This window comes from Saccharopolyspora sp. ASAGF58 (assembly GCF_012277335.1).
GTDB classification, from domain to species: domain Bacteria; phylum Actinomycetota; class Actinomycetes; order Mycobacteriales; family Pseudonocardiaceae; genus Saccharopolyspora; species Saccharopolyspora hattusasensis.
In genome coordinates, this window is the sequence record NZ_CP040605.1 from 6377076 (window position 1) to 6397666 (window position 20591).

The 20591-nt window shown below is 67.5% G+C and carries 18 protein-coding genes, 1 tRNA gene and 1 pseudogene; 11 read left to right on the plus strand and 9 right to left on the minus strand.

Annotation, left to right across the window (positions count from 1 at the left end; all coding sequences use genetic code 11):
- The first annotated feature begins 1 nt into the window (after nucleotide 1).
- The 6 genes from FDZ84_RS29790 to FDZ84_RS39555 all read left to right on the plus strand — a co-directional run bounded on the left by FDZ84_RS29790 (nucleotide 2) and on the right by FDZ84_RS39555 (nucleotide 6571).
- Nucleotides 2-550, plus strand: a complete 549-nt coding sequence (locus FDZ84_RS29790) for a TetR/AcrR family transcriptional regulator (RefSeq protein ID WP_168588576.1) — start codon at nucleotides 2-4, stop codon at nucleotides 548-550.
- Nucleotides 547-1314 carry an SDR family NAD(P)-dependent oxidoreductase gene (locus FDZ84_RS29795; RefSeq protein WP_168588577.1) on the plus strand — a complete coding sequence of 256 codons (768 nt, stop codon included), beginning with the start codon at nucleotides 547-549 and terminating at the stop codon, nucleotides 1312-1314. Before FDZ84_RS29790 ends, FDZ84_RS29795 begins: the two co-directional genes overlap by 4 nt.
- Complete coding sequence (locus tag FDZ84_RS29800) at nucleotides 1311-2927, plus strand: class I adenylate-forming enzyme family protein (RefSeq protein WP_168588578.1); 1617 nt, start codon at nucleotides 1311-1313, stop codon at nucleotides 2925-2927. The genes FDZ84_RS29795 and FDZ84_RS29800 overlap by 4 nt, the downstream gene beginning before the upstream one ends.
- Nucleotides 2906-4285, plus strand: a complete 1380-nt coding sequence (locus FDZ84_RS29805) for an NAD(P)/FAD-dependent oxidoreductase (RefSeq protein WP_168588579.1) — start codon at nucleotides 2906-2908, stop codon at nucleotides 4283-4285. The genes FDZ84_RS29800 and FDZ84_RS29805 overlap by 22 nt, the downstream gene beginning before the upstream one ends.
- Before the next feature lie 445 nt (nucleotides 4286-4730).
- On the plus strand, nucleotides 4731-5921 hold the full coding sequence (locus FDZ84_RS29815; protein WP_246868528.1) for a sensor domain-containing diguanylate cyclase: 1191 nt from the start codon (nucleotides 4731-4733) through the stop codon (nucleotides 5919-5921).
- 86 nt (nucleotides 5922-6007) lie between these two features.
- Nucleotides 6008-6571 carry a DUF4277 domain-containing protein gene (locus FDZ84_RS39555; protein WP_246868529.1) on the plus strand — a complete coding sequence of 188 codons (564 nt, stop codon included), beginning with the start codon at nucleotides 6008-6010 and terminating at the stop codon, nucleotides 6569-6571.
- 222 nt (nucleotides 6572-6793) lie between these two features.
- Here FDZ84_RS39555 and FDZ84_RS29830 read toward each other — a convergent pair whose 3' ends face one another.
- The 4 genes from FDZ84_RS29830 to FDZ84_RS29845 form a co-directional block, all read right to left on the minus strand.
- Nucleotides 6794-8617 carry a hypothetical protein gene (locus FDZ84_RS29830; protein ID WP_168588582.1) on the minus strand — a complete coding sequence of 608 codons (1824 nt, stop codon included), beginning with the start codon at nucleotides 8615-8617 and terminating at the stop codon, nucleotides 6794-6796.
- Between the two features lie 515 nt (nucleotides 8618-9132).
- On the minus strand, nucleotides 9133-10164 hold the full coding sequence (locus FDZ84_RS29835; protein ID WP_168588583.1) for a site-specific integrase: 1032 nt from the start codon (nucleotides 10162-10164) through the stop codon (nucleotides 9133-9135).
- Nucleotides 10161-10643 (minus strand): AbrB/MazE/SpoVT family DNA-binding domain-containing protein, encoded by a 483-nt coding sequence (locus FDZ84_RS29840; protein WP_246868530.1) that lies wholly within the window; start codon nucleotides 10641-10643, stop codon nucleotides 10161-10163. Before FDZ84_RS29840 ends, FDZ84_RS29835 begins: the two co-directional genes overlap by 4 nt.
- Before the next feature lie 111 nt (nucleotides 10644-10754).
- Nucleotides 10755-10840 (minus strand) — tRNA-Leu (locus FDZ84_RS29845).
- A gap of 124 nt (nucleotides 10841-10964) precedes the next feature.
- Between FDZ84_RS29845 and FDZ84_RS29850 the strand changes: the two genes are divergently transcribed.
- Together FDZ84_RS29850 and FDZ84_RS29855 are read left to right on the plus strand one after the other, a co-directional pair.
- Nucleotides 10965-12320 (plus strand): M20/M25/M40 family metallo-hydrolase, encoded by a 1356-nt coding sequence (locus FDZ84_RS29850; RefSeq protein ID WP_168588584.1) that lies wholly within the window; start codon nucleotides 10965-10967, stop codon nucleotides 12318-12320.
- Nucleotides 12321-12380: 60 nt separating this feature from the next.
- Nucleotides 12381-13346, plus strand: coding sequence for a tyrosine-type recombinase/integrase (locus FDZ84_RS29855; protein WP_168588585.1), 966 nt, complete (start codon nucleotides 12381-12383; stop codon nucleotides 13344-13346).
- Between the two features lie 114 nt (nucleotides 13347-13460).
- Here FDZ84_RS29855 and FDZ84_RS29860 read toward each other — a convergent pair whose 3' ends face one another.
- Both FDZ84_RS29860 and FDZ84_RS29865 read right to left on the minus strand, forming a co-directional pair.
- Nucleotides 13461-14099 carry a VOC family protein gene (locus FDZ84_RS29860; protein ID WP_246868531.1) on the minus strand — a complete coding sequence of 213 codons (639 nt, stop codon included), beginning with the start codon at nucleotides 14097-14099 and terminating at the stop codon, nucleotides 13461-13463.
- Between the two features lie 76 nt (nucleotides 14100-14175).
- Nucleotides 14176-14529 (minus strand): hypothetical protein, encoded by a 354-nt coding sequence (locus FDZ84_RS29865; protein ID WP_168588587.1) that lies wholly within the window; start codon nucleotides 14527-14529, stop codon nucleotides 14176-14178.
- Nucleotides 14530-14597: 68 nt separating this feature from the next.
- Between FDZ84_RS29865 and FDZ84_RS29870 the strand changes: the two genes are divergently transcribed.
- The 3 genes from FDZ84_RS29870 to FDZ84_RS29880 all read left to right on the plus strand — a co-directional run bounded on the left by FDZ84_RS29870 (nucleotide 14598) and on the right by FDZ84_RS29880 (nucleotide 17742).
- Nucleotides 14598-15386, plus strand: coding sequence for a glycerophosphodiester phosphodiesterase (locus FDZ84_RS29870; RefSeq protein WP_168588588.1), 789 nt, complete (start codon nucleotides 14598-14600; stop codon nucleotides 15384-15386).
- Between the two features lie 104 nt (nucleotides 15387-15490).
- A complete protein-coding gene (locus FDZ84_RS29875; RefSeq protein WP_168588589.1) occupies nucleotides 15491-16900 on the plus strand; it encodes an MFS transporter in 1410 nt (469 codons plus the stop codon).
- Nucleotides 16901-17397: 497 nt separating this feature from the next.
- On the plus strand, nucleotides 17398-17742 hold the full coding sequence (locus FDZ84_RS29880) for an RNA polymerase-binding protein RbpA (RefSeq protein WP_168588590.1): 345 nt from the start codon (nucleotides 17398-17400) through the stop codon (nucleotides 17740-17742).
- A 55-nt stretch (nucleotides 17743-17797) separates the two neighbouring features.
- Here the strand turns inward: FDZ84_RS29880 and FDZ84_RS29885 are convergent, their stop codons facing one another.
- The 3 genes and pseudogenes from FDZ84_RS29885 to FDZ84_RS29895 form a co-directional block, all read right to left on the minus strand.
- Entirely contained in the window at nucleotides 17798-18583 is a 786-nt protein-coding gene (locus FDZ84_RS29885; RefSeq protein WP_168588591.1) for a polyprenol monophosphomannose synthase, read from the minus strand.
- Between the two features lie 53 nt (nucleotides 18584-18636).
- A complete protein-coding gene (gene lnt / locus FDZ84_RS29890; protein WP_246868532.1) occupies nucleotides 18637-20211 on the minus strand; it encodes an apolipoprotein N-acyltransferase in 1575 nt (524 codons plus the stop codon).
- A gap of 158 nt (nucleotides 20212-20369) precedes the next feature.
- Nucleotides 20370-20587, minus strand: a pseudogene (locus FDZ84_RS29895) (acyl-CoA synthetase); the annotation flags it as partial.
- Between the last annotated feature and the right edge of the window lie 4 nt (nucleotides 20588-20591).

Here is a 20591-nt window from a genome sequence, read left to right on the forward strand (position 1 = left end):
CGTGCGGGTTACGGCCTCACTCTTCGACAGCCAGGGCTACGAGCAGACGAACGTCGACCAGATCGCCCATGCCGCGAACCTGAAGAAGGAGTCGCTCTATCACTACTGCGACTCGAAGTCCGATCTGCTTGTCCAGAGCCACAGCGACTTCATGGACCTGCTCTTCCCCAAGCTGCGTAGGGCGCGGTCGAGCGACCTCTCGGCCGAAGGGAAGTTGCGTACCGTCATTAACGACATCGTGTCGTTGATGACCACCCACCATCCCTACGTCCGCTCGTTGTTCGAGCGCTATCGGGAGACGCCGCTGGAGGACCGCCGACGGATCACGGCTCGCTGGCGGGAGTACGAGGAAGCCGTCGTGGAGCTGGTCAAGGACGGCATCGCCGACGGGACGCTGAGAGCCGCCAGCCCCTACTTTGCCGCCATGACGATCTTCGGGGCGGCTAATTGGTCCTACCAGTGGTTCGATCGCTCGGGAACCGACGTCAAGCAGGTCGCCGACGCGTTCGCGGACTCCCTCTTCGTTGGCCTGCAGCGGCGGCCCGCATGACGGCCCCCCAGCCGGCCCGCGACCTGGACGGGCAGGTCGGCCTCGTCACGGGAGGGGCCGGCGGGATCGGCCGGGCGGTATGTCGGTCTCTGGTCGAGTCCGGCGCCGCTGTCCTGGTCGCGGACCTCGATCTGGACGCCGCGACCGCCGTCGCGTCCGAGCTGGGCGGCTCGGCGTCGGCGATGCGCGTGGACGTCACCTCCGAGGGCGACGTCGACGCGATGGTGGCGCTGGTCGTCCGGGCTCACGGCCGGCTCGACTTCGCCGTCAACAACGCGGGGATCGCAGGCCGGCAGCAGTCCTTCGTCGACGTCTCGCTCGAGACGTGGCGCCGGACCCTGGACGTCAACCTGACCTCGGCGTTCCTCTGCATGCGGGCCGAGTTGCGAGTGATGCTTGATGCCCGGGCCGGATCGATCGTGAACCTGTCCTCCGCCGCGGCGTACCGCCCGCCCCCCGGACTGCCGCACTACGTGGCGTCGAAGAACGGGGTGCTCGGCCTCACCAAGAGCGCGTCGATCGAGTTCGCGAAGAGCGGTGTACGGGTGAACACGGTGGCGCCGGGAAGCATCGACACGCCGATGCTGCGCGAGACGATGGGTGACGATCCCCGTACCCGCGGCGCTGTCTCGTCGCGATGGGCCGCCGGCCGGATGGGGGAGCCGTCCGAGGTGGCGGCGGCCGTCGTCTGGCTCTGCTCCCCGGAAGCGAGCTTCGTGAACGGCGCCCATCTGATCGTCGACGGAGGGATGGTGAGCCTGTGACCAGCAGGCATGACGGCAGCAGCGGGTCCGACACCTTGCCGGTCAGGGACGAGTCCCTGGTCGACGCGTGGCGGGCGATCATCGAGAAAGTCGGCGAGCGGCCGGGCGTCAGCTACTTCGACGCGTCGTTCACGTTAAGCGACGTCGAGCAACGGGCGGAGGCGCTCGCGGCCGAGCTGCAGGATCGCGGCGTGCGGCGCGGCGACCGGGTGGGCATCTACCTCCAGAACGTCCCGGCCTACGTGTTCACCCTCCTGGCCCTGTGGAAGTGCGGCGCCGCGGCCGTGCTGCTGAACCCGATGTACCGCAAGCTCGAGCTGCGCAAGCTCGTCGAGGACTCCCGGCCGGTCGGGATGGTCTGCGCCGCATCGGCACGCGAGGACCTGCAGGCCGATCTCGCCGGCACGTCCGTCTCATGGTTCATCACCGCGCAGGAGCGCCAGGAAACCGCGGACATCACGGCGGACGCTCTCGACGCGATCCTCGACCGGAGGTCCGGTTCGCGGCCGGCCCCCGTCGAGGTCGGGCCGGACGACATCGCGCTCCTCACCTACACCTCGGGCACGACTGGCCCGCCCAAGGGCGCGATGAACACACACCGCAACGTACTGGCCGCGGTCGACAGCTATGCCGCGTTGCTGTCGCTGGACGAGACCGATGTCGTCCTGGCGGTCGCTCCGATCTTCCACATCACGGGTGCCGTGATCAACGCGACCATCAGCCTCCTCACGGGCTGCCAACTCGTCCTCATCGACCGGTTCCGGCCCGACGTCGCCGTGTCCGCCATCGCCGAGCACGGCGTCACCTTCGCGATCGGCTCCATCACGGCGTTCAACGCGATCGACGCGCTGCCCGACGCCGGCCCGGCCGAGCTGTCGTCGCTCAGGCTGGTGTACTCCGGCGGGGCGCCGATCCCGCCCTCGACGGTCACCCGGTTCCGCGAGCGGTTCGGCGTCTACATCCACAACGTCTACGGCATGACCGAGACGTCGTCGGCCGTGATCGCCGTTCCGCCGAACACCGAGGCGCCCGTCCACGGCCCGAGTGGGATGCTTTCGGTAGGCCGCCCGCTGCCGAATGTCGACGCCCGCGTCGTGGGTCCCGACGGCGATGAGTTGCCTCCCGGGACCCAGGGTGAGCTGGTGATCGCCGGACCCCAGGTCGTGCCGGGCTACTGGAAGAAGCCGGAGATCTCCGCAGCCGCCATCCCCGGTGGCGTCTTGCGTACCGGGGACGGCGCGGTCATGGACGAGGACAGCTGGATCTACCTCGTCGACCGGCTGAAGGACCAGATCAACGTCTCCGGCTACAAGGTCTGGCCGCGGGAGGTCGAGGACAGCCTGTACGAGCACTCCGCGGTGCACGAGGCAGCAGTGGTCGGTCGCCCCGACGACTACCAGGGAGAGAGCGTGGTGGCCTACGTGTCGCTGCGCGCTCGCGCCGAAGCGACCGAGCAGGAGCTGATCGCCCATGTCCGGGACCGCCTGGCGGCCTACAAGGTCCCGAAGGAGGTCCACGTCGTCGACGACCTTCCGAAGACGCAGTCGGGAAAGATCCGGCGCAACGTCCTGCGGGATCGCGAGACGACGGGATGGGAGACAGGACCGACGTGACCGACCCGGAGGTGATCATCGTCGGGTCGGGTATGAGCGCCATCTCCCTCGCAGTTCATCTCGGTGCGGCCGGCGTTCCGTACCTGATCCTGGAACGGAACTCCGATCTCGGCGGTACCTGGCATGAGAACACCTATCCCGGCGCTCGCGTGGACGTCGGGAGCCGCAGCTACTCGTACAGCTTCGAACCCGCGTACCGATGGCGCCACCACTTCGCTCCGGCCGCCGAGGTGAAGGAGTACCTGTCACACTGCGCCGACAAGTACGAGGTCCGCGACCATATTCTGTTCGACCGGCTCGTGACCGGGATGGAGTGGGACGACCGGTCCCGGCAGTGGCACGTCACCGCACGGCACGGCGACCGGACCGAGGTCCACTCCGCGCGGATCCTCGTGAGCGCGGTCGGACTGTTCAGCAGGCCGAAACCGCCGGACGTCGACGGGATCGACACCTTCACCGGTCCGGTCCTGCACACAGCGGCATGGGACGCTGGCGTCGATCTTGCGGGACGGTCGGTGGGACTCGTCGGTACGGGCTCCAGCGGTGTCCAGATCGCGAACCCGCTGAGCGAGGTCGCCGGGCGCCTGACGATCTTCCAGCGCTCCGGGACCTGGGTCTCCGAGGTCCCGAACTACGTCACGCCGGTTGGTGACGACGAGCAATGGCTACTCGATCACGTGCCGTACTACCTCAACTGGCTCCGGCTCGCCCAGATCTACGAGATCGGCGACGCGCGGAAGTCGATCCTGGAGATCGACCCGGCGTGGCGCGAGCCGGGAACGGTCAGCAAGCGCAACGCCGACCTTCGTGACCAGCTCCTTCGGTACATGCGGAGGCAGCTGGGCGGCGACGCCGAACTCGTACGGAAGTGCACGCCGGACTACCCCCCGATGGCGAAGCGCCTGCCGAAGGACAACGGCTGGTTCGCCGCCCTGCTCAAGGAGCACGTGTCGCTCGTCGACGATCCCGTCGTCCAGATCGCGCCCGACGGCGTGGAGTGCGCGTCGGGCTCGTTTCACGAGCTCGACGTGTTGGTGTTCGCGACGGGGTTCGCGGCGGCCGACTTCCTCTCGGAACTGGACGTCCGCGGTCCGTCCGGCTCACTGCGAGAGGCATGGGCGGAGGATGGGCCGCGTGCGTACCTCGGTATGACCGTTCCCGACTTCCCCAACTTCTTCTGCCTCTACGGTCCGAACATGAACGGGACGTCCGGCGCGCCGACCGCATGGAGAGAGATGCAGTCCCGCGTGGTGCTCGCCGGGGCCGACCGGTCGTTCTGCGCCGGGCATGACCTCGGGTCTATCGGCGAGAAGGAGCACACGGTCCCTCCTGGGTTCGAGGCCGAGACCATCGGGTGACTCGAACGTCACCATCCCAGATTGGAGCACGTAGTGGATTTCTCCCTCACCTACGAGCAGCGCGAAGTCAGGGGCTGGGTGCGGACTTTCGTCCAGAAAGAACTGATGCCGCCCCGCAACGGCAAGCCCCTCCCCCGCCCTACTCGACGTCATCCTCCGAGGACGTAGGGCATCGACATCGTGCTCAGCGGGATGCGGATGTGACGAACGAACTCGATCAAGGCCTCACACGGCGTAGTAGCCTTCAGCGACGTCAGGCCTGCTTCCTGCCCCCGGTCTGATGACCAGCTGTGCAGTAGTTGTGACTGATTGAGCCTTCTGTGACCACTGTTGGCATTCTCTTCACTGGAACGAGTGACGACCGTAGAGATGCCGTCACGACACCATTACCGTTGCCGCGATGGCAACGCCAGGCTCGGCCATGCCACATGGGTTGACATGGCAGATGATTTTCTACCAAGCCGCCGCCCCAGTGGCGGTGTGCGACCTGCAGGGATGCGTCGTTTACACCAACCCGGCGGCATGCGATCTCCTCGGTTACGACCTTGCGGAGCAGCTGGGCCGCCCAGCGCGAGACTTCGCTCATCCAGATGACCCCACAGTGGATCGTGACCTCGTCCAGGACATGATCGCGGAGGGCCGCGACACGTTCAGCGCGGAGTGGCGCGCCGTGCGGTCGGACGGCGAGGTGGTCTGGGTGCTCATCAGCAACGCGCTCATCAGGGACTCCGACGGCGAACCTCAGTTTGTCCTGGCGCAATACCAGGACATCACCGATCGACGCGCGGCCGAACTGCGCTGGCACCAAACCTTCGCCAACGCCCCTATCGGCATGGCCATGCTCGACCTCACCGGACGCTGGCTGGAGGTCAACGACAAGTTATGCGACATGGTCGGATACACCCGCGAAGAAATGCTGACCATGCGCAACGCCGACCTGACCTATCCCGACGACACGTCCGGAACGGACCTTCTCACCGACCTGGCCGCAGGCCAACGGGACACCGCCAGCCTGGAGCAGCGCTACCGACACAAAGTCGGACACCCGATCTGGATCCTCCTCCGAATGAGCGTCATCCCGGGAGCCGACGACCAGCCGGCTTACCTGGTCGGACAGTATGAAGCCATCGGCGACCCCGTAATGCGAGACAGCCACATGGCACACATAGCCCTGCACGATCCGTTGACCGGCCTCGCCAACCGCGCACTGCTCATGGACCGACTCGACCAAGAGCTCGCCGCGCTCCCCCAATGCGGCGGCGTCCTCACCGTCCTGCTGGCTGACCTCAACGGGCTCAAACCGATCAACGACAGCTACGGCCACGCCGTCGGAGATCAGTTCCTCATCACTGCAGCAGATCAGCTGCTGAAAGCCGTCCGGCCCGGTGACACGGTGGCCCGTCTCGGCGGCGATGAGTTCGTCGTGCTCACGCGGAAGCCAAACCTCCACGAGGCCGAAACATTCCGCGACGACGTGTCACAACGCTTGGAAAGCGGCATCATCATAGCCGGCCACGAAGTCAAGCTCAGCGCCAGCGTCGGACTCGCCACCACCCGCAACGCCACCACACCAGCCTCTGAACTGCTACACACCGCCGACCTCGACATGTACACCCACAAACTAGCCAGCCGCTAGCCCCCGTCCTCCGCACATGGGCAGAGGTGAGTTGATCGGCCGGGCCTGTGTCTTCCCGATCAAGGGCTCTGCCAGGGTGTTCGGTCGTGGATCAACGTGAACGGCGACGGGCCCGGTACGTCGCGGCGAGCATCGAGAAGCAGTTGGGCGCGTTGCCCATGATCGCTGATTACTGTCGCCGTCTGGACCTGGCCGACATTATCGACCGGGCGTGCCCGATACGTGATCTTGCCCATCTGACCCACGGGCATGTGATCGAAGCACTGGTCTCCAACCGGTTGACCTCACCGGCACCGCTGGTCCGGGTGACCGACTGGGCACGCGAACTGGGAACACTTCCCACCTGCCCTATCCACCAGAGGTGCGGCCGAGGTCGAAGCGCGTTGGTCGGTCGGCCGGGACGTGATCAGAGCGCGGGGCCGGTCACATCGGAAGACCTTGTTGATCTTGGGGGTTACGGAAGTATCTGGCACCTTGATGCAGACAAGCAGCGCCACCATGACGCAATGGTTAATGCAGGTGCGGGCCTATCGCTTCACCAGGCACAGCTGCTGAACCTTCAGCTGCTTCTAGCAGAAGTTCGTGAGACGGTGCGGTTCATCGATCGATGCGAGGCCGCTGGCGTGCAGTGGAGCACCTCACGGGGATAGTCAGCCGGCCAGCCGGAACACGCTGCGTGCGACCGGAGACCAGGCAGCAGGCGAGCTGAACGTCCCGGCACCGGGCTCGTAATAGGGTACCGATCAGGTTGAGTAGAGGAGGTCGAAGAGCCGTACGACATTAGTGTTTCCCGCCGCCCGGATCTTGTTGTTCGTCCCATCCAGGCACATCACGACGTTCTTACCCACGAGCGTTCCCCATTCCACTGGACGTCAGGGGCCAGTGACCTCACCGGTGCGGCCGTCGATTCGACAGACCCGCCATCGGTCGAGCGGCACGTCCTGCGGACAGGTGAACCGGTGCAGTCGCCCATCCACAGTGACCTCCACAGTGGGCACGGCATTGGCCAGCACGCCCTCGCGGGAGTAGTTGACGACCTCTACCAAGTACTCGGTCGCCAACCACTTGCCGATGCGGACCACCTCTCCACCGCCCGGCGATCGGATGTCGCCCTCCAGTTGCGCGAAAGGCTCGGCGTCCAGGCTGCCGAAGTCTCGGTAGTCGACGGTCCAGCGCGGCGGGTTGCCGATCAGCAAATGGAGGTCGAGGTCGCTCGGCGCGGAACTCCATGTGAGGGTGACTGTGCCCGCGCCATCGCGTTCGGTTTCGGCCAGGTCATCCCTCAACGTGGGCAGACCTACTGCAGTGCGGACCTCTCTGCAGAAGAGGTCCAGCGCGGCGGGGCTCCCCGGCCGGAAGAAGGGGATGAAAGCCGTCCGATCCTGGACGTCGCCAGCCACCTTGTCGACGATCGTCTTCTCCCTTCCGGGCCCATAGTTCACGAGGACGACGCGCGCCGCGGGATGCCCGTGCGCGTAGTCGGTCAACGCAGCGGCGAAGGACCTGCTGTCGGATTTGGCGTACTGCTTGCACTCGACGACGAGAGGAACCAGGTCCGCCGTGATCGGGTCCTGCCGCAGCGCGATGTCGGGCTGGATGTTCCCCTTGCGCTTTCCGACAGGATCGGCGAGCGGGGTCCGGTACTCGCACCAGAGGTGAGCGCGCGGACGGAGCTTGTCGAAGGTAGCCAGGTGGGTGCCGCTGAACAGGAACTCGATCCGGCCCCGGGCCGAGTGAATCACCGGTCCCGCGTCCTCGAGCGCCGCGACCAGCCGAGTGGTCACCCAGTTGGAGTAAAGGTCATATCGGTGCTTCCACAGAGGCAGGGACAGCAGCTCCTCCAGACGACGCTGGGCGCTGCGGCGACCGGGGTCGGCGTTGCGCAGCGGCGCCAGCGCCTCCTCGAGGACATCCGCAAGTTCCGGTCCGACGTTGGCGTCCATGGCGCGGGCCATCGCCTGCAGCAGGGAGGAGAACCAGTAGTCACTGATGACCACGCGGAGATCGTTCCCGGGAAACCCGCTCGGCACCGCAGGCAGCGGGTCACGGTCCCCGTAGATGGCCGCACGTCGGCCGAAGACCGTGCGGGCGTCGTGCAGCACCGTGGCCGTGAGCTGCCAGGTCTCCTCGAGAAGTGCGTCCAGCCGAGGCTCGTCGGAACTGGGGCGCTCCGGGAGCTCCTCCGGGAACGGCCCCTCGCGCAGTACCTCCGCGGTGACCTGCGGCCACCGAGACGAACGGTTGTTCTCGGGGCGGTTCGGGCCGAACGCCCGTACCATATTCCAGAGCCCGGCCTGATCCGTCCGGTGAAGATCGAACGGCGACATCAGCTCACGGACGATCTCAACGGTGCGCCGGAAGTGCTGCAGGTCGAAGGTCAGCTTCGGGTCCTCGCCGGAAAAGTCGAAGCTGATGTCGAGCTGGTCCGCGCCGGTGATCGCCGTAGCTCGCTCGAACAGTGCCAGGAGATCTGCCCACATGGCGGCGAACGGCTCTGCGACGGCGAAGAACTCGCGGACCAATCGTTCGGTTGAGACGTCCACCAGGGCCTCGCGAATGGGGATGTCCGTGGGCAGCCTTAGCCGCTGCACCAGCTCAGTGACGAGCTCTCGGTCCTGGTCCTCCTCTCGGAGATCGCCTCGCTCGACGAGCTGCTTCCAGAGGTCGGCCCCCCGGGTGACCAATTCTCCGGTCATCTGTCCTCCCCGGAACCGACTTGTGATCGACGTGGACGCCTCGATCGTGGTCTGCCATTCGGACGCCGCAGCGACGTTCAACGGTCGGGGACCGGTGGCGTCAGCACTCACCAGTCTTCTCTGCTCAGATGTCCAGACTAGTGCTTCCCTCACGAGTCCCTTCGCCTCCTCCCGGGAGCTGGTGGAAACGGCCACCCGGTCGAGGTTGGAAAACGGGAGGATCGTGTTGGCCTGAACAGCGTCGTACTGCACTGAACAGCATTGGACTGCACCGGTTTGTGCTGCGGTTTCTACGTTTTCGCACGTGACTGTCTTTTGTGGACTACTCAAGGGGTCAAGGGGTCAAGGGGTCGTGGGGGTGATGCGGGCCTGCCTCGGGCTCGTGAAGGAAGACTCTTGTCAGGTTTGACAGGGCGGGCCGCGCGCTGTTCGTCAGAGCGTCCGGTCCCACATGTCAATTCAAACGATATTTTCAGTTTTGATCGAATTCTTTGCGGTGTGCTGGCCCTTGGTCGTCAGGCGAGTGGGTGGGGTTCGCCGGTGAGGGCTGCGAGTGCGGCTGCGATCTCCTGGATGGTGGCGCGGGTGTAGGTGGTGGTTGTGCCGTCGCTTGCGCTGTCGGTGTGTCCGGCGTAGGCGCGGGTTACGGCGTAGCCGTAGTTGCGTTCGACCCAGGTGAGAGTGGTGTGGCGGAGCCAGTGGGTGGAGATCTGTTGGGTGGCGACCCAGGGCAGGCGGGTGCCGATGCGGTTCCAGAGGTGGTCGTAGCGGCGGGTGGTGATCGGCCTGCCGTTGGTGTAGCGCAGCAGTTGCCCAGTGCGCGGGGCCCCGCGTTGTTCGGCGTGGTGCTGGAGGTGGGTCATAAGGGTGGGGGAGATGGGCTGCCAGCGGTGGGTTTCGCCTTTTTCTCTCAGGAGGATGAGGCATTGGGTGGGGTCGAGGTCTTGGGGTCGTAGGGCGAGTGCGCCGCCGCGGCGGCAGGCTGTTTCGGTGTGTAGCCGGAGGATGAGGGTGTCGAGTGCCGGGTCGTTGCCGGTGCTGGCAGCAATGTGGTTGATCTCGGCCAGGCGGGTGTCGGCGACGGCTCTCCGGGTAGAGGGCAGTCGACGGGGTTTGGCGACCTTGCTGGCGGGGTTGTCGGCCGGGGTGATGAGTTCGTCGTCTTCGGCGTGTCGGTAGAGGCAGCGCAGGGCGGCTATGAGGTGCTCGCCGGCGCTGCGTCCGCTGCGGGCGTTGCGGCGGGCGACGACGTGGGTCTTGATGTGTTCGACGAGTTGCTTGATCTCCGACGGGGTGGGCTCGTCGAGGCGGCGGTGGCCCCAGTGGTTCTCGATTCGGTTCCAGTAGGAGCTGTAGACACGGCGGGTGCCGTCGGTGACCGCGGCCGAGACGATCGGGATGTATTCGGCGAACGTGGGCACCGGCGCCCGGTTCGCGGGAGTGGAGAGAAGGTCCTCGGCCGACACGCCCAGGCGGGCCAGGAGCAACCGTGCGGCGTCCAGATCGGCCTGATTAGCGCCCGAGAGCTGGTGTTGGGGTGTCGTCATCGGAGATCACCGTCCAGCCGCGTGGCGTGACAGTGGGCGATCATGTCGTCCAGCACAGCGGGCGGGTGGACGACGAGGAGGCCGCGGGCGGGCTCGGCGGTGAGCAGGACACGGTCGCCGGGCAGTAGGCCGCAGCAATGCCGGATCGGCGCGGGAAGCCGCAGATGTCCCTGCTTAGTGATCTTGAACACGCCATGGGCATCACGGCGGATGATCAGGAGGTGGTCGGTTTCGCGGAACGCCAGTCGTGTGTCTGGGGCCCAGCTGAGCGCGCGGAGCACGGCCTGATCGGCGACCCGGCCCCGGCCATCGACAGCCGCCAGCCCATACACCACGACCCGCTCGCGGGGTGCCGGGACGACGGGAAGGGGAAGCGCTCGACGGGTGCCGATGCTCCGGGGATGCCCTACCGCCGACGCACTGTCCTGTCGGACAGGTGTCGTAGAGGGAACCACCGGCTTGATCACGGGACCGGTCACATCGACCACCCCCGCCACACGCGGTGGGGTAGCCATGAGAACGCTGAATCAGCGTGTTGGAGTGCCTTCGAGCACTGGCACGTCAGATGTAGCAGGGATGCCACGTTTTTGTGTCCGAGGGGGGACTTGAACCCCCACGCCCATTAGTAGGGCACTAGCACCTCAAGCTAGCGCGTCTGCCATTCCGCCACTCGGACATCTTCGGTTCGGCCCCTCTTTCCTTTTGGGCCGTCCCGCTGTGTTGTGTAGATAGACTAGCCCATGGTCAAACATGCTTGAACGGCACCCCCCTCTTTGCTGGTCGGGTGATAGAAATGCCTGGTGAGCGCACATAACGAGGGTATCTCCGGCACTGATCACGACGCTGGGTTGCTGCGGGCCGAGGACGAGGTCGTCGGTTTGGCCAGCGACCTGATCCGCATCGACACCACCAACACGGGCGACCCCGAGACACTAGTGGGGGAGCGGGCCGCCGCCGAGTTCGTGGCCGCCAAGCTCAGCGAGGTCGGCTACGACGTCACCTACGTCGAGTCCGGGGATCATCCCGGGCGGGGCAATGTCGTCGCCCGGTTGCCAGGGGCCGACGCGACGCGGGGTGGGCTGCTGGTGCACGGGCACCTCGACGTCGTGCCCGCGGATCCTGCCGAGTGGTCCGTTCATCCCTTCTCCGGGGCTGTGCAGGACGACTATGTGTGGGGTCGGGGCGCCGTCGACATGAAGGACATGCTGGCCATGAGCCTCGCAGTCGCGCGGCGGCTCAAGCGCGATGACATCACTCCGCCGCGGGATGTCGTCTTCGCTTTCTTGGCCGACGAGGAGGCCGGCAGCTTCCACGGGGCGCAGTGGCTGGTCGATCATCGGCCGGAGCTGTTCGAGGGCTGCACTGAGGCGATCAGCGAGGTCGGCGGCTTCTCGGTGACGCTCAAGGACGGCGTGCGCGCCTATCTGATCCAGTCCGCCGAGAAGGGTATTCGCTGGTTGAAGCTGCGGGTGCGGGCTCGCGCCGGACACGGCTCGATGGTGCACGACGACAACGCTGTGACCAAGCTCTCCGAGGCTGTGGCCAAGCTTGGCAACCACCGCTTCCCCCTGGTTTTGACCGACTCGGTACGCGAGTTCCTCGACGGCGTGACCGAGATCACCGGTTGGGACTTCCCGGAGAACGACATCGAGGGCGCTGTGGCCAAGCTCGGGAACCTGTCGCGGATTGTTGGCGCCACGCTGCGCGACACCGCGAACCCGACGATGCTCACCGCCGGGTACAAGCACAACGTGATCCCGTCGGTCGCCGAGGCCGCCGTGGACTGCCGGATCCTGCCCGGTCGGGAGGAGGCCTTCGACCGTGAGCTGGCCGAGCTCCTCGGGCCGGACGTGGAGCGGGAGTGGGTCGGGTTGCCGCCGGTGGAGACCAAGTTCGAGGGGCGCATCGTCGATGCGATGACCGCTGCGCTGCTCGCCGAGGATCCGGGTGCGAAGGCGCTGCCTTACATGATGTCCGGTGGGACCGACGCGAAGTCGTTCAGCCGGCTGGGCATGAACTGCTACGGCTTCGCGCCGTTGAAGCTGCCCGCGGACCTCGATTTCGCCGCTTTATTCCACGGCGTTGACGAGCGGGTGCCGGTGGAGTCGCTGAAGTTCGGGACCCGCGTGCTCGACCGGTTCATCCGCAACAGCTGATTGTCGGTGCCGTCTGGTTTCATCTACCCGAGTTGATCATGATCACCGGGGAGGTGTGGCGTGGACGTGGCGCGCTTGATCGAGGTCTACCTGGAGCACCTGCAGGCCAGGAAGCTCGCGGCGAACTCGCTGCGCGCTTATCGCCGCGACCTGGAGTCGGTGGCTGGTCAGCTGGTCGAGCTCACCGGCACCGGCGCCGACCGGTTGGCCGTGGACCGGGTCACGGCTTCGGTGCTGCGGTCGGCGTTCGCGCGGTTCGCCGTTTCGCGGTCGGCTTCGTCGGTGACCCGCGCCTGGTCGACCTGGAACGGTTTCTTCGGGTTCCTCGTGGTCGAGGGCGCGGTGTCCGGCAACCCGATGCAGGTGGTGCCGAAGCCGCGCAATGCCCCCTCGACGCCGAAGCCGTTGCAGGGCGAGGACACGCCCGAGCGGCTGCTGCGCACGGTGGCCGCCGGGGCGCGTCGTACGCGGAATCCGTGGCCGGAGCGCGACCTGGCCGTGCTCGCCACGTTGTTGTGCACCGGGGTGCGGTCGGCCGAGCTGTTGGAGCTCACCATCGCGTCGTTGGCGGGGCGGCCTGGGGATCGGCGGCTGCACGTGCACGGCAAGGGCGGCAAGAACCGGTCCATCCCGATCGAGGACACCCTGGACGCGTTGATCCAGAGCTACCTGCAGTCAAGGCGGACGCGGTTCGGTGAGCGGCTGCCCGGTGGCGAGCCGTTGTTCGTCGATCACCACGGTGATGCGCTGCGGCGGGGCGGCCTGCAGTATCTCGTGCGGCAGTCTTTGCGGGCTGCGGGCGTTTCCGATCGGGTGCAGCCGGGTGCGATGGTGCACGCCTTGCGGCACACCTTCGCGACGCGGCTTGCTGAGGACGGGGCAAGTGCCGCCGAGATCGCCAAGCTGCTCGGGCACTCCTCGATCAATTCCAGCCAGACCTACATCGACGTGACCGCTCGCGAACAGCGGTTGTCGGTGCGCGCGAACCGGACGTTGCAGGTGCTTGGCGAGCTCTCCGGCGGTTAGTGTTCTGATCGGGGACGACCCCCCGGAGCGATAACCCCAGCAGTGGTTATCGGGAACGCCTCTCGGAGCGATAACCCCAGCCGTGGTGGGTGGGTCTGCGGAGCGAAACCCTCTTCAGCCCCAAGTGTCGACGGCTGCCAGGCCGATTGCCGCACCGGTCGGGTCGGCTACCACGGCTGTGGTGCCCAGTACGGGGTGATCGCTGCGGTCGATGGTCTTGCCGCCCAGCTTCGGCGCGCGGGAGCTGATCGCTTCGACATCTTTGACCGCGAAGTAGCACAGCCAACCCCAGCCGGCCGGTTGGCGCGTCGTGCGGGATGCCAGCGGTCGCTCGCCGACGAGGTACTGGTCGGCGAGCACCGACCAGCCCAGGATGTCGGCCCAGAACGTGTCAGCGCGTTCCAGCGCTTGCGTGCTCAGCTCGACCCAGCAGGGCTCGCCGGGGCGCGGGCCCGGCGCCCAGGGGCCGTGCTGGGCCCGCCCCTTGACGACCAGCGCGACCGCGTCATCAGGACCGGTAAGCGAGCCGTCTTGGGTCATTCCGGCGAACACCAGCCGCCAGCCGGGTCGTTCGCCGCCGCGGGGAGTGCGCATCGCGGCGCAGCGCCGGTTGCCCACCCAGCAGTCGAAGCCGGCGCCGGTCGGTGCCGGGGTCCAGTCGAGCAGGGCCCGGTAGAAGACTGCCGAAGCTATCGGGTCCTGGCTGATCAGGTCGGCGCGGCGCAGGCCGCGGACTACGGGACGTGCGGGCACCGTCGATTCCTTGCCACGGCTGGGGACCAACCCATCCTGGTCACCCAGACCGGTGGGCACAATGCTCCGTTCGTCCTCACCGCAGCCGTTCGAGCTCCTCGGCCACGGCGACGACCTGGGTGGCGAGCTTGCGCAGTTCGGCCTGGTCGGCGGCGTCCTCGACCGCGGTGACTACGTCCTCGGCCGCGCAGCGCAGCTGGAACAGCCGGTCCTGCAAGTCTGCCAGTTCGGCCGCTGAGAGCACCACCGCGTCCTCTGGGAGGCCGCCGCGCTGGACTGCGGTGCGGCGTTCGTAGGCGCGTTGGCGGCAGGACTGCGCGCAGTACAGGCGGGGACGTCCCTGCCGGCCCGATTCCGGAACGCGACGTCCGCACCAGGCGCAGTGCCGGGTTTGGCGTTGGCGGCGGGGCGGTGGGACGGAGGTTTCCACGATCGATCACGTTAGCCAAGGGCCCCGCCTGCGCGGTGAAGGCACGCCGATCAGGCAGAGTTGCTCGCGTGACGCATCCTTTCCTCCTCGGCCCCCGGCCCCGCGCGTTCGCCCACCGCGGTTGGCACCTGGGGGAACTGCACGATCTGGAGAACTCGCTGGCCGCGTTCCGCCGCGCCGCTGACGAGGGCTACCGCTACATCGAGACGGATGTCCACGCGACCGCCGACGGGGTCGTGGTGGTGAACCACGACGCGACGCTGGACCGCACCACGGACGGTCGTGGCGCCATCGAGCGGTTGCCCTGGTCCGTGGTCGGATCGGCGTTGATCGGCGGTCGGGAACCCGTGTGCAGCCTGGACGCCGCGCTGGAGGAGCTGCCGGAGACGTTCTTCAACATCGACATCAAGGCGGACTCGGCGATAGGACCCGTGCTGCGGACGCTGCGCGCGCACAACGCCTGGGACCGGGTGTGCCTGGCGTCGTTCGCCGAGCACCGGTTGGCCGAGCTGCGCCGGGCCGTCGGGCCGCGGCTGATGACCTCGACGGGGCGGCGGTCGGCCGGGTTTCTGTGGCTGGGCTCGCGGTGGGGCGGCTGGCCGCTGCGGTCGTCGGTCGCCGGTGGCGCGGCCCAGGTTCCGCGAGAATTCGGGCCGCTGCACTTGATCGACTCCCGCTTCGTGCGCCAGGCTCATCGCTGGGGGATCGAGGTCCACGTGTGGACCGTCGACGACGCCGCGGAGATGCGGGAATTGCTGGATCTCGGCGTGGACGGGCTGGTCACCGATCGGCCGGACGTGCTGCAGGAGGTGTTGCGAGAGCGGTCCGGCGAGCCGCAGCCGGAAATCGGTGGATGAGCAGAACTACGCATTGTCCCCGCACGGACCTCCACCGCATTCCTTGAGCCAGTAAGGTCCGGTTAACCCCCCAATCGAGTGATCTTGGCCGGAGGACCGAACGGATGAGCGTGATGGACAGCGACCTGGCGCCCGACGCCGCGCGGAGGCGGCGCCGGGAACAGCGGGGTTGGTGTTGGTACGACTGGGCCAACTCGGTGTTCCCGACATCGGTGACAACGGTCTTCCTCTCGCTCTACCTGACCTCGGTGGCGACGGAGGCCGCCAAGGCCGACGTGGCGCGCAACGGCCCGAACGCTTGTCCCCAGGACAACGCGCTGGTGCAATGCGACATCTCGGCGTTCGGGCTGGTGTTCCCGGCCGGCTCGCTGTGGGGCTACCTGCTGTCGGTGGCCACTGTCGTGCAGGTGGTGGTGCTGCCGATCACTGGCGCGATCGCGGACCGCACCCAGAGCAAGCGGCTGATGCTGGCGATCTTCGCCTTCGGCGGCGCTGCGATGACGGCGTTGCTGGCGCTGGTCGGCGGGCAGAACTGGCAGCTCGGCGTGGTGCTGTTCATCATCGCCAACATCTGCTTCGGCGCGTCGGTGGTGGTCTACTACTCGTTTCTGCCGGAGATCGCCGACGTCGACGAGCGGGACGATGTCTCGACCCGCGGCTGGGCCATCGGCTACCTGGGCAGCGGTGCCGCCCTGGCCATGCACCTGGTGATCTACCTCGGGCACGACTCGGTTGGCCTGAGCACGGAAGCCGCGGTGCGGCTGATCTTCTTGTCCTCGGGCGTCTGGTGGGCGGTGTTCACGCTGCTGCCGCTGGCGGCCCTGCGGCAGCACCGGAACCCGGAGAAGACCGAGCGTGGCGCGTCCGCCGTCACCGCCGGCTTCAAGCAGCTGGTCACGACGTTCCGGGAGGCGAAGCACTTCCCGCTGACGCTGGCGTTCCTCGGCGCGTACTGGATCTACACCGACGGCATCTCCACGGTCACCCAGGTTTCGGCGCAGTACGGCAGCCTGGAGCTCAAGCTACCGCAGGATTCGTTGATCATCACGTTGCTGATCGTGCAGTTCATCGCCTTCGTTGGCGGGATGCTGCACGGGGTGGTGGCACGGCGCATCGGCGCGAAGAAGACGATCCTGATCAGCCTCGCCACCTGGCTGGTGGTGCTCGTCGCCGCGTACTTCGTGCAGGCCGGGCAGGACATGCAGTTCTACGGCCTGGCGGTGGGCATCGGTCTGGTGCTCGGCGGCACCAACGCGCTGTCGCGGTCGCTGTTCAGCCAGATGGTGCCGCCCGGCCGGGAGGCCGAGTACTTCTCGTTGTACGAGGTGGGGGAGCGGTCCACCTCGTGGCTGGGCCCGCTGGTGTTCGCCGGGGTCGGGCAGGCGACGGGGTCGTTCCGGCTGGCCATCATCTCGTTGGTGGTGTTCTTCGCGGTCGGGTTGGTACTGGTCTCGCTGGTGCCGGTGCGGCGGGCGATCGAGGCGGTCGGCAACCCCGCGCCGAAGGTCCTCTGAGTCGGTTTGCGGCGACGCTGCGTGCGCGGCGCGTGACGATCTGCGGCCGCCTCGCCAAGGCGGCCGCGTTGCTCCATGCTGGTGACAGGCGCTGCCGGGGTTGTCCGTGTGATCGGAATATGCCGGTACGCAGCGTTGTTACAAGAGAGAACCAAATGGTGCTACATTCAGTTACCGATTTTCGTCCTACCGCGCCCGATCGTGTCGTGATCTACGTCCCACTATCGCTACTTTCCCGAGACCTGGCTTGGCCATAGTGACTCAACATCTGGCACTATCACCCGTTCGACCGCACCTATAGATTGCGAGTGGGATAACGCGTCACGAACGCAGACCGGCTGCATCTCTAGGTAGACAAGCTGTCGTTGATGGGTGAACAACGTCACCGACGGCAACCAGAACCACCACACCGGGAACATACGGCGGGTCCCCCGTCGTTGCACACGGTGAGCACAATCGCCCGGGCTCGGTCCCGGGCCGAAGTGAAAGGAACCGTCATGGCCGACCGCGTTCTGCGTGGCAGCCGGCTCGGAGCCGTGAGCTACGAGACCGACCGTAACCACGACCTCGCACCGCGCCGGACGGTGCGCTACGCCTGCCCCAAGAGCCACGAGTTCGAGGTGCCGTTCTCCGACGACGCCGAAGTGCCGCCGACCTGGGAGTGTCGCCTGCACGGCGCCGAGTCGAAGATCATCGACGGCAACGAGCCGGAGCAGAAGAAGGCCAAGCCGCCGCGCACCCACTGGGACATGCTGCTGGAGCGGCGCACCATCCCGGAACTCGAGGAGTTGCTCAACGAGCGCCTCGACCTGCTGCGGGAGCGGCGCGGGCAGCCCGTCTGAGCAAGAGCGTTCGACGAAGCGCCTGGGACGCTGAGTCCCTGGCGCTTCGCCGTGTTCAGCGCTTCAAGCCGCGCAGGAGGTTCGCCGCTTGGTTGCCCCGGCGGCGCAGGCCCCACTTCGTCACGCGGACCAGGGCCTCGCGCACGACCTCGGCGTCCATCTTCGAGCTGCCGATCTCGCGTTCCACGAACGTGATCGGCACCTCGACGACCACGAACCCGGCCTCCACCGCGCGCCACGCCAGGTCAACCTGGAAGCAGTAACCCTGCGAAGCGACGTTGTGCAACTGCAGCGTCTCCAGGACCTCCCGCCGGTACACGCGGTAACCGGACGTGATGTCGTTGATCGACACGCCGAGCGCCAGCTTGGAGTACACGTTGGCGCCGCGGGACAGCAGCTCCCGGTACCAGGGCCAGTTCACCGTCCGCCCGCCGGGCACGTAGCGCGACCCCAGCACGACGTCTGCGCCGGTGCCATCCGGGCCGAGCATGCCGATCAACCGGGGCAGGTCCTCGGGAGAGTGCGAGCCGTCGGCGTCCATCTCGATGACCGCGTCGTAGTGCCGCGCCAGCGCCCAGTCGAAACCCGCCACGTACGCGGCGCCGAGCCCGGCCTTCTCGGTCCGGTGCATCACGTGCACCCGCTCATCCTCGACGCCGAGCTCGTCGGCGACGTCACCGGTGCCGTCCGGGCTGCCGTCGTCGACGACCAGCACGTGCGCCATGGGTAGCGCGGTCAGCAGCCGTCGCACGATCGGTTCCAGGTTGTCCCGCTCGTTGTAGGTGGGGATCACCACCAGCGCCGAGTCGGCACCGGCTCCGGGGGATTGCCGGTTCGCCATCCATGTCCTCCTAGCCGGTCCGATCGGCCGGCTGCGCATTCGTTTGTTCGGGTTCAGACGTCCGCTTCGCGCCGGGGCCGCCACCAGGACAGCACCACCGCGCCGACGCCCAGCACGACCAGTGTCCACATCGGAGCGCTTCCCAGCTCGGTGGCGAGCGTCTGCGTCGAGCGCAGCGGCACGTCGGCGACGAGGTTCTGCGCGGTGAACAGCTCGGTCTGCTGGGTCACGGTGCCATCCGGTTGGACGACTGCGCTGACCCCGCTGGTGGCCGCCACCAGGACCGCCCGCCCGTGCTCCACGGCGCGCAGGCGCGACATCGCCAGCTGCTGGTAGCTCATCTCGGAGTGGCCGTACCAGGCGTTGTTGGTCGGCACCGCGAGCAGCGTCGCGCCCTGCTGGGCGGCGCCGGTGAACACGTCGTCGTAGGCGACGTCGTAGCAGATCCCGACGCCCAGTTGGACGGCTCCGACGTCGAGGACACCGGGCTCGTCGCCGGGCACCATGTCCTGGCGGAAGCGGTCCACGAACGGGCTGACCAGTCTAGCCACCGGCCGCATCGGGATCGTCTCGGCGAAGGGCACCAGGTGTTGCTTGATGTAGCGGTCGCCCGCGCCCGATGCCGGATCCCACCGGATGATCTGGTTGTGCAGCTGGCCGTCGGCGTCCTCGCCGAGACCGCCGACCACCAGCGGGACGCCGAGCTGGGCGGCGATGCCGGACAGGTCCGGATCGGTCCGGCTGGGGCCCCAACTGCCGACCTGCTCGGGCAGCACGACGAAGTCCGGTTGCGGTACCCGGCCCGCTTTCACGTCGTCGGCGAGCTGCTGCGCGGCGGCGATGTGGTTGGCGTGCAGCACGTTGTCCTCGTAGAGCAGGCCCAGCCCGAGGTTGGGCGCATTGCCCTGCACGATCGCGACCCGGGCGGTGCCGGCGTTGGGATCGGTGCCGATGAACGGCAGCATTGCCAGGCCGGCCACCAGCGGCACGAGGACCGCGGCTATTGGGGCGGCCCAGCGGCGCGGGGTGCGCGCGCGGCGGGCCAGTTCGGCCAGGCCGCCGCCGACCACCGCGACGGAGAATGACACCAGGGCGGTGCCGCCGAGCGCCGCCAGCGGCAGGAACAGGCCCGTGTCCTGGGTAAACGCCAGCCTGCCCCACGGGAATCCGCCGAAGGGCACGGCGGAGCGCAGCGCCTCGGCGGCGACGAACACCGCCGCCATCCACACCGGGGCACCCTGCAGTCGGCTGACGCGCGCCATCCCGGCCCCGCCGAGCGCGACGAACAGCGCTTGGACGGCGGCCACCCCAAGCCACGGCCACGGACCGAAGTCGGCCCCCAGGAAGTCCTGCAGCCAGCCCAGCAGTGGCAGCAGGTACGCCGAACCGAACAGCAGGCCGTAGCCGAACCCGGCGCGGGCCTTGCGGCCGCGCAGCACCGCCACGAACACCGCGAACGCGATCGGCGCGATCCACCAGAGGTCGCGCGGGGGAGATCCGGCGTAGAGCGCGAACCCGGCGGCGACGACCGCGAGCATGCGCAGCCAGACCGCGCCGAACGATCGGCCTCTGGCCTTGCTGCGGCCCTGCCGCTCAGCGCGCTGCAGACGAGCCGTGGGGACAACCACCCGATCAACCTTCTCGGTGCCGCGGTCCCGGACCGGCCAGGACGGAAACGTTCTGTCGTGTTCGTGCGTGGGCAGCCCGGCGCGCACTCAAACAAATGTACGCCGGGCGGCCGAGCCGGGACGGCAGTGGGCAAATCCGAACAAACGCCCGAAGTGGACGCGACGATGTTCTCGCCGCTGCGGCGGATCATGTCCTTGGTGCGTCCCGAGTAGTAGACGCGGCCGTCGTCGTCCATCCGGGCCAGGTCGCCGGTGCGGAACCAGCCTGCGCGGAAGGCGCGATCGGTGGCCTCCGGATCGCGGAAGTAGCCGTGCATCAGGCCGACGCCGCGGATGGCCTGGCCCCGACGCGCGGCACTGGTGCGCCGGCGTCGTCGACG

What these genes read in the sequence shown, in the direction of transcription:
- FDZ84_RS29795 (WP_168588577.1), top strand. Translation starts at nt 547, where the DNA reads ATGACGGCCCCCCAGCCGGCCCGCGACCTGGACGGGCAGGTCGGCCTC.
- FDZ84_RS29805 (WP_168588579.1), top strand. Translation starts at nt 2,906, where the DNA reads ATGGGAGACAGGACCGACGTGACCGACCCGGAGGTGATCATCGTCGGG.
- FDZ84_RS29815 (WP_246868528.1), top strand. Translation starts at nt 4,731, where the DNA reads ATGATTTTCTACCAAGCCGCCGCCCCAGTGGCGGTGTGCGACCTGCAG.
- FDZ84_RS29830 (WP_168588582.1), bottom strand. Translation starts at nt 8,617, where the DNA reads ATGACCGGAGAATTGGTCACCCGGGGGGCCGACCTCTGGAAGCAGCTC.
- FDZ84_RS29835 (WP_168588583.1), bottom strand. Translation starts at nt 10,164, where the DNA reads ATGACGACACCCCAACACCAGCTCTCGGGCGCTAATCAGGCCGATCTG.
- FDZ84_RS29875 (WP_168588589.1), top strand. Translation starts at nt 15,491, where the DNA reads ATGAGCGTGATGGACAGCGACCTGGCGCCCGACGCCGCGCGGAGGCGG.
- FDZ84_RS29880 (WP_168588590.1), top strand. Translation starts at nt 17,398, where the DNA reads ATGGCCGACCGCGTTCTGCGTGGCAGCCGGCTCGGAGCCGTGAGCTAC.
- FDZ84_RS29885 (WP_168588591.1), bottom strand. Translation starts at nt 18,583, where the DNA reads ATGGCGAACCGGCAATCCCCCGGAGCCGGTGCCGACTCGGCGCTGGTG.